General features: G+C 50.9%; 10 protein-coding genes. 2 read left to right on the top strand and 8 right to left on the bottom strand.

Annotated elements, in window-relative coordinates:
* Positions 1–10: 10 nt before the first annotated feature.
* The 7 genes from BUC30_RS07535 to BUC30_RS07505 form a co-directional block, all read right to left on the bottom strand.
* Positions 11–1,063 carry an IMP cyclohydrolase gene (locus BUC30_RS07535; protein WP_073424266.1) on the bottom strand — a complete coding sequence of 351 codons (1,053 nt, stop codon included), beginning with the start codon at positions 1,061–1,063 and terminating at the stop codon, positions 11–13.
* A gap of 110 nt (positions 1,064–1,173) precedes the next feature.
* On the bottom strand, positions 1,174–1,995 hold the full coding sequence (locus BUC30_RS07530; protein WP_073424265.1) for a NifU family protein: 822 nt from the start codon (positions 1,993–1,995) through the stop codon (positions 1,174–1,176).
* A 203-nt stretch (positions 1,996–2,198) separates the two neighbouring features.
* The gene (gene glgC, locus BUC30_RS07525) at positions 2,199–3,449 is read right to left on the bottom strand and encodes a glucose-1-phosphate adenylyltransferase (RefSeq protein WP_014544985.1); all 1,251 of its coding nucleotides are present in this window, start codon (positions 3,447–3,449) and stop codon (positions 2,199–2,201) included.
* A 186-nt stretch (positions 3,450–3,635) separates the two neighbouring features.
* A complete protein-coding gene (locus BUC30_RS07520) occupies positions 3,636–4,547 on the bottom strand; it encodes a patatin-like phospholipase family protein (protein WP_073424264.1) in 912 nt (303 codons plus the stop codon).
* 272 nt (positions 4,548–4,819) lie between these two features.
* On the bottom strand, positions 4,820–8,389 hold the full coding sequence (nifJ, locus tag BUC30_RS07515) for a pyruvate:ferredoxin (flavodoxin) oxidoreductase (RefSeq protein WP_073424263.1): 3,570 nt from the start codon (positions 8,387–8,389) through the stop codon (positions 4,820–4,822).
* A 141-nt stretch (positions 8,390–8,530) separates the two neighbouring features.
* Complete coding sequence (locus BUC30_RS07510; protein ID WP_073424262.1) at positions 8,531–9,214, bottom strand: N-formylglutamate amidohydrolase; 684 nt, start codon at positions 9,212–9,214, stop codon at positions 8,531–8,533.
* Positions 9,214–9,909, bottom strand: coding sequence for a hypothetical protein (locus BUC30_RS07505; RefSeq protein WP_015732445.1), 696 nt, complete (start codon positions 9,907–9,909; stop codon positions 9,214–9,216). The genes BUC30_RS07510 and BUC30_RS07505 overlap by 1 nt, the downstream gene beginning before the upstream one ends.
* A 149-nt stretch (positions 9,910–10,058) precedes the next feature.
* Between BUC30_RS07505 and BUC30_RS07500 the strand changes: the two genes are divergently transcribed.
* Together BUC30_RS07500 and BUC30_RS07495 are read left to right on the top strand one after the other, a co-directional pair.
* Positions 10,059–10,655, top strand: a complete 597-nt coding sequence (locus BUC30_RS07500; RefSeq protein ID WP_073424261.1) for an FISUMP domain-containing protein — start codon at positions 10,059–10,061, stop codon at positions 10,653–10,655.
* 2 nt (positions 10,656–10,657) lie between these two features.
* The gene (locus tag BUC30_RS07495) at positions 10,658–11,254 is read left to right on the top strand and encodes a hypothetical protein (protein ID WP_073424260.1); all 597 of its coding nucleotides are present in this window, start codon (positions 10,658–10,660) and stop codon (positions 11,252–11,254) included.
* A 75-nt stretch (positions 11,255–11,329) separates the two neighbouring features.
* Here BUC30_RS07495 and BUC30_RS07490 read toward each other — a convergent pair whose 3' ends face one another.
* The gene (locus BUC30_RS07490; RefSeq protein WP_073424259.1) at positions 11,330–13,144 is read right to left on the bottom strand and encodes a glycoside hydrolase family 43 protein; all 1,815 of its coding nucleotides are present in this window, start codon (positions 13,142–13,144) and stop codon (positions 11,330–11,332) included.
* Positions 13,145–13,216: the final 72 nt, after the last annotated feature.

Here is a 13,216-nt window from a genome sequence, read left to right as displayed (position 1 = left end):
TTATAATGAATTAGTGGCGGAAATGGCGCATTCCGGTGAACACCATCGCAATGCCGAACTTGTCTGCAGATTCGATGGAGAGGTCATCCTTCTTGGAACCACCCGGCTGAACAATGTAACGGACGCCGGCATCGTGTGCTGCTTCGACGTTGTCCGGGAACGGGAAGAATGCGTCAGAACCCATAACGACTTCACCGAAGACCTTCTTTTCGAGAGCCTTGAGGCCTGCTTCGTTGATGAGCTTGCCGTTTTCGTCGAAGAATTCCTTTGCTTCCGGGAGGCGTGCAACGTTGTCGCGAACGCGCGGCTGGCAGAGGCGGAGGTTCGAGTCAATGCGGTTCGGCTGACCCGGGCCAAGACCCATCACCTGGAAGTAACCCGGCTTGTATTCGTAGCACATCACGATGGCGTTGGACTTCGTGTGCTTCGTGACGAGCCAAGTGAAGCGGGCGAGGTCTTCCTTGTTCTTCGGGAACTGAGCCTTTGTCACGCATTCAAACTTTTCCCAAGTACCGATGTCGCGGTCCTGGACGAGCATACCGCCAATCACGTGCTTGTAAACCTTGCAAGGCGTAGCCTTCTTGATTTCGCCAACTTCGAGGAGGCGAATGTCCTTGGACTTGTTCTTGAGGAATTCGAGAGCGTCGTCATCGAAAGCCGGAGCGAGCAATATTTCAACGAACTTGCCCTTGAGGAATTCGGCCGTCTTGAGGTCAACCTTGCGAGTCACGGCAATCACAGAACCGAAAGCGGACACCGGGTCACCTGCCCAAGCGGCTTCCAAAGCTTCGCGGAGCGTTTCGCCCGTAGCAAGACCGCACGGATTCATGTGCTTCACAATCACGACAGCATTGCCGTCGCTGAATTCGCGAGCCATTTCGAGGGCGGCGTCAGCATCGACGATGTTGTTGAAAGAAAGTTCCTTGCCCCAGAGCTGCTTTGCAGAAGCGAGGTTTGCTTCGGTGCAGGTCGGGTCGCGGTAGAATACAGCGGACTGGTGGGAGTTTTCACCGTAGCGCATCGGCTGCGGGTCAACGAATTTCAAAACGAGTTCTTCGGACATATCATTTCCTTTGTGGATTTTTCCAAAGGAAATATAGAAAAAAGCCCACGCACGGTGGGCTCAAAAAACTAATAACCAATGACTATTGACCAACGACTGCTGGCTAACAATTAGAACAAACTAGCAGGCGGATTGTTGTCGTCCAATCCAGGCAAGTCCGGATTCTGCGGAATGTTGGCGAGCGGGTCTTCCGGTTCAACGATCAGGTTGTAATAGACATTATTCTTGAGCTCGTCTTCGATGTAGAAGAGCGTGCCGCCCATAGCGCTGCCGCATCCGGCGCATGCGCCTTGATAGCGGATTTGCAAACGGTTGTCGTCCGTCAAGTCGAGAATCTGCACGTCGCCACCATCGCCCTGGAGCGTTCCACGGACGGTCTGGTGCAGCCATGCTTCAATCTTTTCTATCTTCTGGACTTTGGTAAGCGCATTCCATTCGGCATCAGCTTCGGCACGACCTTCTGCTGTCTGCGTGCGGTACTTGATGCGTTCCATCTTTTCGCGAACGATAATTGCGGTTGCCTTTTTTTCGGGGTAGACGAGCTGAATCTTCGAGATGAGCGTGTTCATCTGCTTTATTTCTACGGCGTCTTCTGGGATGGCTCGCACGTCCGGCGTGTCGCGCAATTCTTCTTCGAGGATTTCGGCGGTAATCTTGCAGGCGTCATCGACTGTTGCCATCTGAATCTTGCGGCAGAACGAATCGGCGAGGGCAGTAAAGAGCGGTCCGCCGTACGTAAAGAATCGCGTTTCCAAAATCTTGTCGCATTCCGGGTCAATCATCAAGTAGACCTTGAGGCTCGCTTCCTTCACATCGACGAGGGCGAGGCCTTTTTCATCAGCTTCAATCTGGAAAATTGCCCCACGATACTTGGGAGCTTTAGCAATATCTTGTAACTTCTGAGAGAATTTTACGCTTTGTTCTTCGTTCATGTGCGCTAATTTAGAAATTTATAGCGCTTTTGGGGAGGGTTTTACAAAGCCTAGCGTAAATATAGGGTTTTAAACGTAAAAAAGGAAATGCCCGCGCTATGGCGAGCACTAGAGACTTTATGTATTTACGCCTGGCGCTCTTCGAGCGCAAGCCTTAGCGGCTCGGTCATGGGAAAGCTAGCTTTCCCGCGACGCTCGCCTTGCTAGGCTTTAATTATAGTATCCTTGGCGAGGACGACAATACCGGATTCGGTCACGTGGAAGAGCTGCTTGTCGCGTTCCAGGTCGTAACCAATCTGGAAACCAGCCGGAATATGCAAGCCCTTTTCAACGATAGCACGGCGCACCTTAGCACCCGGGCCAATCGTCACGTTCGGGAAAAGGATGGATTCTTCGACGAGAGCGTCCTTCTGGATGGTAACACCCGGCGAGAGGATGCTCTTCACAACCGTACCGCCACCGATAATGCAGCCCGCAGAAACGATGGAATCGACGGCTGCGCCCTGGTGGCTTTCGTTGTCGCCCGCAAAGAAACGTGCAGGCGGCTGATTCCAGTTGTATGTACGGATCGGCCAGTAGTTGTTGTAAAGGTCGAACGGCGGATTTTCGGAGCAAAGGTCCATGTTTGCTTCGAAGAAGGCGTCAAGCGTACCCACGTCGCGCCAGTAGCCCTTTGTAGAAGCCTTTTCGCCACGCACAATGTTTGTATTGAAGTCGTAGACGTACACCGGGTATTCCTTGTACAAGCGCGGAATGATGTGCTTGCCAAAGTCCGTTGCACCGTCGTTTGCGCCCTTCAAAAGTTCGCGCACGAGGAACTTGCTTGTGAAAAGGTAGTTGCCCATGCTGGCGAGGCACCAACCCGGACGGTTCGGCATCTGCTTCGGTTCTTTCGGCTTTTCTTCGAAACCGATCATGCGGTTGTCCGCGTCAATTTCGATAATGCCAAATTCGCGAGCTTCTTCGACCGGCACCGGAATAGCCGCAATCGTGAGAAGGGCTGCACGGCTCAAATGGAAATCAATCATCTGGTTGATGTCCATCTTGTAAATGTGGTCGCCACCGAAAATTGCCACGAGGTCCGGACGTTCGTCGGTAATCAAGTTGATGTTCTGGAATATGGCGTCGGCAGTACCGCGGTACCATTCGTCACCCGTACGCATCTGGGCGGGCACGAGGTCCACATACTGGTCCAAACTTGCGTTCAGGCTCCAGGCGGCAGAAATGTGCTTGTTCAACGAATCGCTCTTGAACTGCGTCAAAACCTTGATCTTGAAAATGCCGGAATTGATGAAATTGTTGAGGACGAAGTCGATAATGCGGTAGGTTCCGCCAAAGTGTACGGCGGGTTTTGCACGGTCGCGGGTGAGGGGCTGTAGACGGCTCCCTTGTCCACCAGCCATGATCATGCAAAGAATATTCTTTTGATGCTCTCTTGAGTAAGACCAGCTCATGAAATTCCTCTGTAAATGCAATTATGTAATAGTCGTCCATAAAATACTTTTTTTTTTGCAAAAAACCTTAAATTTTTGATTTTTTGTTAAAAAAAACATACCCCACCAAGGTGATTGGCGGAGTATATCCCATAAGTGTATGTCAGAAAGACTTATAGATGCTGTTTTCGACTTCTTTATGGATTTTTAGTCTTTCGTCAATTTCTGAGCCGGTTCTGTCGACTTCACAAATTCGCACACTTCCTTGCCGATTTGGTCGTACAGCTTATCCCAGATGTCAGAAACTGTATCGATAACGGAGAGGTCGTCCATGGCGTATTTCTTATCGACTTCGGGAACGACACGATAAACGTTCTTTTCGCCAATGTTTGCGCATGCCTGGAAATAGCCGGATCTGCCTGTGCGTGCCACCCATTCTTCCATGATGTATTTGCCCCAGCCGATGATACTGTGGTCGGTCGGCGCTTTATTGGCAGAACGCATTCCCGTATTGAACGAGAGAATTTTGTAGTTGTCCTTGAATTCCTTGACCTTGTTCAGACCGGATTCCAAAACCATGATAGGGTCGTTGGACCACATGCCGCCATCGCAATAAATTTCCGTCTTGCCATTCTTTTCGCGACTTACAGGATCAAAATACGTCGGGGCAGAGCAGCTCGAGAGCACCGCAAACCACTGGTCAGACATTCCATCGCCACGGTCCCAGACCTTTTCAACGCTATCGCCATTCATGAACGTCGAAGGGATAAAAATGGGCTTCTTGAATTCGTACATCTTGTAACGGAAATTCTGCTGCAATAGCTTCTTGAGATTCGAATTGTCATAACGATGATAATCCGAAGAGAGAATATTTAAAAATTGCGGTGTTTTGACCTTGGTAAAGATAGCGGGCAAATTGCATCTGTAAAGGTCGTAAAGCTGGCTTGCTGTCATGCCGGAGCAAAGACCTGCCGCAACGATAGAACCGGTTGAGGTTCCCGCAAAAGCAGCGCCTGCGTCAGCAAGATGAGAAGAAAGGTCTGCTTCCAGACGGCGCATAAACTGCAAAGGACCGATGCCAAGAGCGCCACCGCCCGAAATAGCAATCGCAAGTTTCATAAAATTCTCCCTGGTAAATAGTTCTATTAAAGTTTGTCTAAAAATAATAAAATATTCTGTACAAAGAAAAAAAAGAGCGGCAAGATTTCTCTTGCCGCGTATGAGACTCCGCATTCAACTATCGCATACAAGAACTTGTGACGTTGAATGCTCCGCGCTACGAAGGCTACTTAAGAGTAGCCTCCTTCGCTTGGCAGTGTGGACGCCCGCTTCTAAAATAAAAAGGCCCCGTTCTTTCGAACGGGAGCCTTTCTTGATGCCGTTAGCACTGATTAGAGACTAATCAGCCCTTCCGTATCCTTGGACATGGCGTCATAGAATGCATAGCGTGCATCGACTTCCTTCTGGAGGTCGTCGGCGAGCTTCTTGGCCACTTCCGGATTGTTACGGGTGAGCTGCTTGTAGCGGTTTTCGGTGTAGATGTATTCTGCAACCGGAATCGTCGGCTTCTTGGAGTCGAGGATAAGCGGAGCCTTTCCTTCGGCGGCGAGAGCCGGGTTGTAACGGAGCAGAGTCCAGTAACCGGAATCCACAGCCATCTTCTGGTGCTGAAGCTGGCTGTTGAGATCGAAACCGTGGTTGATGCAGGGGCAGTAGCAGATGATCAGAGACGGACCATTGTGAGCTTCTGCTTCCTGGAGAACCTTCAGGGCCTGAGCATCGTTTGCGCCAAGGGCGATACGGCCAACGTAAACGTTCTTGTAGCTCATGGCGATAAGGCCGAGGTCCTTCTTGCCAGCGCGCTTACCAGCGGCAGCGAAGAGGGCGACGGCGCCACGGTTCGTGGCCTTGGAAGCCTGTCCACCGGTGTTGGAGTACACTTCGGTGTCGAGGACGCAGATGTTCACGTTTTCGCCCGTGGCCATCACGTGGTCGAGACCACCGTAACCGATGTCGTATGCCCAACCGTCACCACCGAAGATCCACACGGACTTCTTCACGAGGTAGTCGGCGAATTCGTCGCGGAGGCTGACGGATGCATCGTCGGTAGCACCGGCGAGAGCTGCCTTAAGGGCGGCAACGTTTTCACGCTGAGCCTTGATGCCGGCTTCGTCATTCTGCTCCTGGGTCGTGAGCTTTTCTTTGAGTTCTGCAGGAACGTTCACGGCTTCGAGGAGGCTCAAAGCCTGCTTGGCATGCTTCGTGATAGCGAGGCGCATACCGAGACCAAATTCAGCGTTGTCTTCGAAGAGGGAGTTTGCCCAAGCCGGACCGCGGCCTTCCTTGTTCTTTGCCCACGGAGTGGTCGGGAGGTTACCGCCGTAAATGGAGGAGCAACCCGTAGCGTTAGCGACAACCATGCGGTCGCCGAAGAGCTGAGAAACGAGACGCACGTAAGCGGTTTCGCCGCAGCCTGCGCAGGAGCCAGAGAATTCGAACAACGGTTCGAGGAGCATGGCCTGCTTGACGAGGTTCTTGTTGACCTTGGTACGGTCGAATTCCGGGAGGTCGACGAAGAAGTCCCAGCACTTGCCTTGCTGAACCTTGATCGGTTCCTGCGGCACCATGTTGATGGCCTTCTTGGTAGCGTCGGTCTTGTCCTTACCGATACAGGCCTGCGTACAAACGCCGCAACCCGTACAGTCGTAGCTGGACACGGAAATTGCAAATACCGGCTTTTCGGAACCTTCGAGCTTGAAGCCCTTGGCCGGAGTGAACTTGAAGCCTTCCGGAGCGTTCTTCACGGCGGATTCGTCCACAACCTTCATACGGATGGCTGCATGCGGGCAGACCATAGCGCACTTGCCGCACTGCACGCAAGCGTCCGGATTCCAGGACGGGATGTTGAGGGCGAGGTCGCGCTTTTCGTACTTGGTGGTAGCGGTCGGGAACACACCATCGCAAGGCATCTTGGAAACGGGGAGCTGTTCGCCGTTGCCCTTGATGATTTCTGCGGTGACTTCGTTCACGAACTTCGGAGCGTTGCCGTGGATCGGAGCGCGGAATTCCTTTGTGCTGGTGACAGCAGACGGAACCTTGACTTCGAAGAGGTTGGCAAGAGAGGCGTCGATAGCGTCCCAGTTCTTCTGGACGACTTCCATACCCTTCTTGGCGTAAGTCTTTTCGGCATACTTCTTGATGTACTTGATAGCAGTTTCTGCATCGAGCACGTTACCGAGCTTGGAGAAGAAGCAGGTCTGCATCACAGTGTTGATGCGGCGGCCCATGCCGGTCTTTGCGGCAACGGCGTAAGCGTCAATGACGAACACCTTGAGGTGCTTCTTGATGATGGCTTCCTGCACCGGACGCGGGAAGGTGTCCCAAACGGTGTCGGCGGAGTGCGGGGTGTTCACGAGGAACGTTGCACCGACCTTGGCATACTTGAGCATGTCGATGGATTCGAGATGCGGAGTATGGTGGCAAGCAACAAAGTCAGCTTCGTTTTCGCCAATCAGGTACGGGGCGTCGATGATGCTCTTACCAAAGCGGAGGTGAGAGGTGGTCATGGAGCCAGACTTCTTGGAGTCGTAAACGAAGTAGCCCTGAGCGTAGTTGTCGGTTTCGTTACCGATAATCTTAATGGAGTTCTTGTTTGCACCGACAGTACCGTCAGAGCCGAGACCGAAGAACATTGCCTGGAAGAAGTCGCTTTCGAGCTTGAAGTTCGGGTCGATGGTGAGGCTCGTGTGGCAAACGTCGTCGTTGATACCGACGGTGAAGCGTGCCTTCGGTTCTGCCTTGGAGAGTTCGTCGAAGATGGCCTTGACCATAGCCGGCGTGAATTCCTTGGAGGAAAGACCGTAGCGGCCGCCGATCATCTTCGGCATAGCCATCTTGCCAGCCATCACAGCTTCGGAAATAGCGGTAAGGGCATCCTGGAAGAGCGGTTCGCCAGCGGAACCCGGTTCCTTGCAGCGGTCGAGGACGGCAATCTTCTTGACAGTCTTCGGGAGTGCGGCAACAACAGCTTCCATCGGGAACGGACGGTAGAGGCGAATGTTGACGAGACCGACTTTTTCGCCCTTGGAGTTCAGGTACTTGACTGTGTCACCGATGGTGCAGGTCGAAGAACCCATAGAGATGATAACGCGTTCTGCATCGGCAGCACCGACGTAGTCCACGATGTGGTACTGACGGCCAGTGTAGCTAGCAACCTTGTCCATGTACTTCTGGACAATTTCCGGAACCTTTGCATAGAACGGGTTCACGGTTTCACGACCCTGGAAGTAAACGTCCGGGTTCTGGGCGGTACCGCGCATAGTCGGGCGGTCCGGTGTGAGGCAGCGTTCGCGGCATGCCTTCACATACTTTTCGTCGATAACGTTACGGATAACGCCGTCTTCGAGAGCTTCAATCTTCATCACTTCGTGAGAAGTGCGGAAGCCGTCAAAGAAGTGCATAAACGGAACGCGGCTTTCGAGCGTAGAAGCGTGGGCCACGAGAGCGAGGTCCTGGCATTCCTGTACGCAGCTGGAGGCGAGCATTGCAAAACCCGTCTGGCGGCAAGCCATAACGTCGGAGTGGTCACCGAAAATGGAAAGGCCCTGCATAGCAAGAGCACGTGCAGTGACGTGGAAGACCGTGGGGGTCAGTTCGCCCGCAATCTTGTACATGTTCGGGATCATCAAGAGAAGACCCTGAGATGCGGTGAAGGTCGTGGTCAAAGCACCGGCCTGCAAAGCACCGTGAACGGTACCGGCAGCGCCACCTTCGGACTGCATTTCAAACACGCGGGGAACCTGTCCCCAAATATTCTTCTTGCCTGCAGCACTCCAGTTGTCGGCGTGCTCAGCCATAGGACTAGACGGTGTAATCGGGTAAATAGCAGCAACTTCGCTAACAGCAAACGCTACGCTAGCGGTGGCTTCGTTACCGTCACACGCAATCATCTTTTTTGCCATGGATATCTCCGTTTTTAGGTTTTTTCGTAAAAAATCTGATCATATACACCTTCGGCGTGCATTACACGCTAAAAGGGCAAAAATCCACGCATAAAATTAAATAAGATTACCCAAAACGGACAACCAATTTTTGAAAAAAGTTTAAAAATTAAGCAGCTTTTGGTTAATCTCGATTTCAAGTCCCGCGTAACTTTGGCCGAACTTTTGGCGAAGCGTGGTCGTAAGGCCATCGGACTTGCCCAAATACGGGTAATTCTTGCGGATTTTAAGCCACGGGGCGCGTTCGTGGATGTTCTGGATGAGCGTTTGCGCAATTTTTACTTCGGCAGGTCGGCTCGGGTCATAGAGAATCCCGACATCGGCATCGCGCTCGATACCATTTAATATAGGCGTAAAGCTATGAATACCGAGGTGGATGACCTTGAGCGGCGCTTCCTTAGGTGCATTTTTCTCATTTTTGCGCGCTCTCGCAGGAATTTCACTCGCGACAAAGGTTTCAATTTTCTCACGGTACTTTTCCCAAAGACTCATCATGTGCGATTTTACGGTATTTGGTAATCCAACAGTAAATTCAGAAAAGAACGTCTTGTTGGTCGCACTGCGGTTCATGTCGACCACGAGTCTCGAGAACCGACTAGAGCAATGGAAGTCGGGCTTTAATCGTTTTACAAGATTTGAAAATACTTTATATGCACCAATGTCGTAAGCTCGATGGGAGGCGAGAACGTCATCGGGAATTTTGGAATCGCGGAGTGCGCGCAGGACGAAATCCGGCACAGCATTGCTCGCATGTTCGCAGGTAATCATCAGTGCCGGAGCTTTCATTACTTTTTCTCCACGACCAGGATGTTTCCGTCGTACGTCATGACACCCAGCAAAATGCTGTGGATTAGACGGAACTTGTCTACTTTGTAATAAGGGCCGTTTGCCATCGGGTTTGTACAATCCGGGTCTGCTACCATGAACTGCTTCTTTTCATCGAGTCCGTAAAGCACTACAAAATGCCCCATCGGCTCACCGTGGATATCGTCAAAGACGGACTGGTCTTTTTCGTTTGTGTATTCGCGAGGGGAACGATAAAGATAGGTGGCGCTGAGGCCGCAAAGCACCGGAATGCCTCGCTTGAAATAGCTTTCGAACATGCTTGCGCGGAGGTCTGCTGTAGCAACGGTTCCGCCAAGGTCAATGAATCGGATGTAGGCGTCAATAGCCTTTTTGAGCTTGGGGGCGTGTTTTGCCTTGTGCAAAGCGACCAGTTTTTCGCGGAGCTCGGGCATCTTGAGTTTGCTCCACGTCGGGTCAAAAATTTTGAGATTGTAAGAATAAATAGTAGCCTTGAAACCGCGCTTGAGGGCGTCTATGCCAAGGAAAACGCCTAGCGTGCCGCCTTCTTCCAAAAATTCAATTTCGGAAATGAGCTTTTTAAGGGGAATGTTATAGCCAAGATAAGAGTAAACAGCGTGTAGGCTAGTCGGTCCGCACGTAACATCGTCTGGCTGAGGGAGTATTTTCAAATCCATCGAGTGCCTCGTTATTAACCGTGGCGGTTTGATCATCAAATCGTCAATCCGCGCACAAATATACAAAAATTTTGTTGGGTACGAAATGTTCCAGGGAGCCGGAATCGCCATCTTGTAGTGCGAAAAAATCGTTTATTATATTTGATAATATGAGACATTTTTTAGGGGCTTTCGTTTCTGTCTTTTTTGCAATCGCATTTTGGGCGTGTTCGGATTCTTCGGTGGGCGCTGCGGACGAGGATTCCCGCACAGGCATTTTCATTGACGCTCGCGATTCGCAAAGCTACAAGATCATTGAAATAGGTGGCCAAGTCTGGATGGCTCAAAACTTGAATTATTTTGATGCTTCGGACTCGCTTTACAAGAGAACATCTTGCTATAACGATAGCGCAGAGTATTGCGAAAAGCAGGGGAGACTTTACGCCTGGAATGTAGCGATGGTTGCTTGCCCGCAAGGTTGGAAAATCCCATCAAAAGCAGATTTTGACAACTTGATTGAAGCTGTAGGCGGTTTTGATTTTGCTGCAGATTCATTGATGTCATTGGACTTTGTATCAGAAGTTGGTGGCGGTTACCATTTTTTGGAATACTATAATTATTTTGACGAATACGCTTACTTTTGGACAACCGATGAGGTCCGTGCAAATTACGCCCGCACTGTGATGCTCGAAAAAGGACGTTCCAGCGTATCGTATGATGAAACTTACGAAGAATTTGCCCTCTCCGTCAGATGTGTGAGGAAATAAAAATGCGACTTTGGCTCTTTACTTGTCCTGATGATTTTGCTGCTGAACACGACGATATCGAAGAAATGTTTCGCCGTGGTTTAACCCGTTTGATTCTCGACAAGCGTGGGCGAGGTGGAAATGCTCGCGCGACATTCAACGATTTCGATCGTTGGCTACTTGGACTCCCGATGGAATTGCGCGACCGCATCTGGGTGCGTGGAACGCCAGACATGGCCGAAGAGCTTGATGTTCGCGGTTGCGTCTGCGATGCGCAAAGCTTTATAGGCGAGGTTCCCGAAAGCTGGAAACGCATCAACTGTGTCGCACTCTGCAAAAATGCGGAAGAAGCCGAAAAGCTCCCGGAATGGGTGGCAGGCGCTCTCGTTGGCCCGATTATGCAACCGCTTTCGGCGATTGATTCTGTTGAAACGCTAGGAACTTCTCTAAGCATAAACGCAAAAGCCTCCCTCATTTTATGGGGAGGTGTCGATACGGATACGATTGACGATTTTAAGAAGTTGTCACCCGCTGGCGTCGCTTCGCTCGGTGGCGTCTGGAATTACGCCGACCCTGTGAATGCTTTTATAAAGCTTAATAGATTGGTCAATAGCATTTAGTCAATGGTCATTGGTTTCTGTTAGGCGACTCAGCCGTGATTCTTTAACTAATGACTAATAACCGGTGACTAACGACTATTTTACTACGAACATTCCGTTGCGCGGCTTGCCAGAAAGCCTGTTACCGAGTAAATCAAAATAGATGGGGTTGCGTTTCAGACGTAAATCCTTGCTGCTTTCGCGCATTCCGCGATTACCAATGCTTACCGGAGGCTGTTCTTCATACGGATGGTCTGGATCGTCTACGACAATCTTGATTTTTGCAACGCTCTTGCAACCTGTTTCGTTTGTGTATGTTACTGTGTAATAACCGCTCTTGGTGCCATCCAGATTCTTAAGCGTGTTTTCTCGGGTTGTGGACTTGAATCCGTCTGGACCTTCCCAGCTCCAAATTTTGCCATCCCACGGGTGCGGACCGAATGTTACGCTAGCGCCTTTTGTAACTTTCACATCAAGCGTTTCTTTCCAACCGTCATCGCCTACTTTCACGTAAGGGATAATCTTTGTTGCGCTACATGGTCCAACAACTTTCTTGCCATCGCAAACACCGATGGAATCGGGAATGTCGATGACTTTTGCTTCAAAGTCCGGAGTGGGGAAAGCCTTCATGAGCGCTGCCGTTTCTGCTGCGGTAAGCGGGAGGATTGTACCGTGACGTGGCGTGAATGCGCCGCTTGTCTTGGTGTTCTGCACGAATTTGAATGTATTGAGGTCCGAGCTAGACGTGAACTGGTAATGCCCATTCACGTAGCAGTCGTACATCAAGACCCAGGAATTTTGGTTGATGAGCTTGAACACTCCTGCACCTTCGACCGCTTCGGTTGTTTGCTGCAAAGCGCCGGTTCTGTTGTACCACGTTGGCCCCTTAGTCCCATTTTCGGAGGTGAGAGTCCTTGCCTGCACCTTGCAGATGCCACCGTCGCCTTCGTTCTTGTAGAACCCGTGGTAGAGCTTGTCCACTGGGTTGTAGACGATGTCCATGTCGATGGTGGATTTGCCGCGGTCAAAAAAGTGCTTCGGGTCGCCTTCGAGGTCGGTAAAGTCTTCGTTCGCGTAGTTGAAGAACACTTGGTCGTAAGAGATGGTCCCGTCGTTAGTCAAAAGCGAATAATATACGAGCGGGCGGCCTTTGCTCCCGTCCTTGTTTTCGTAATTCTCGTCCCAGATTGTTTCTGGAGCCCAAACTCGGGTCACGTTCGCGAAGTTCTTGCCTTTGTATTTTTCCGGGAAATGCACTGTGGCGTGCCTCCAATGGATAAGGTCGCGGGATTTCATGAGCACCATGCCGCGGTTGCTGGCCCAGCCTTCGGCACTCTTCATGTCGGTATTGACCATGTAGAACCAGCCGTCCGGTGCGCGGAGCACGTGGGGGTCGCGGAGCCCTTTCTTGATACTCACGGAGTCGGCGGCAACGACGCGTTTGCCGTTATTCATCGGGGTGAAGTTGTATCCGTCGTTACTGAGGGCGTAATAGATGTTTTCGTCGTTATTGGCGGGGAAGTAAGCGAAAAGGTAGTTGGAATAAGGCTCGAATCCGTGGATGGAAACCTTGTTCTTTACAACTTGTTTTTTATCGCTCAAGTAGTCTTGCACGGTCGCCGTGAGAGTGACTTCTTTGTTTTCGCCGACAAAACGACCATTGATGTGTCCATCATGGGTGAGGAACAGCGTATCGCTGCTTTCCCAGGTGATTGCAAAGGATTCTCCGCCCAACTTTATCGTGTCGGGGAGGGTTAGGTCATTATAAAGGTCGTTGATTATGTTGCCAAGGGCCACGCTATCGACAGCTCGATAGAACGGAGTGATATCGACAATTTCATCGGCTTGAACTGTGCTAGCCAGAAATGCGCTAGTAAAGAGTACTTTGGTCCATCCCAAACGATTTTTCATAAAAACTCCAAATTTATATTCCTAATATACTTTCTGCTATGACGAAAATCACTAAATCATGGTGTGGAACCT

The organism is Fibrobacter sp. UWB7 (assembly GCF_900142945.1).
GTDB lineage: Bacteria > Fibrobacterota > Fibrobacteria > Fibrobacterales > Fibrobacteraceae > Fibrobacter.
The sequence above is the reverse complement of the archived record's forward strand: the minus strand, read 5'-3'. Positions and strand labels throughout refer to the sequence as shown.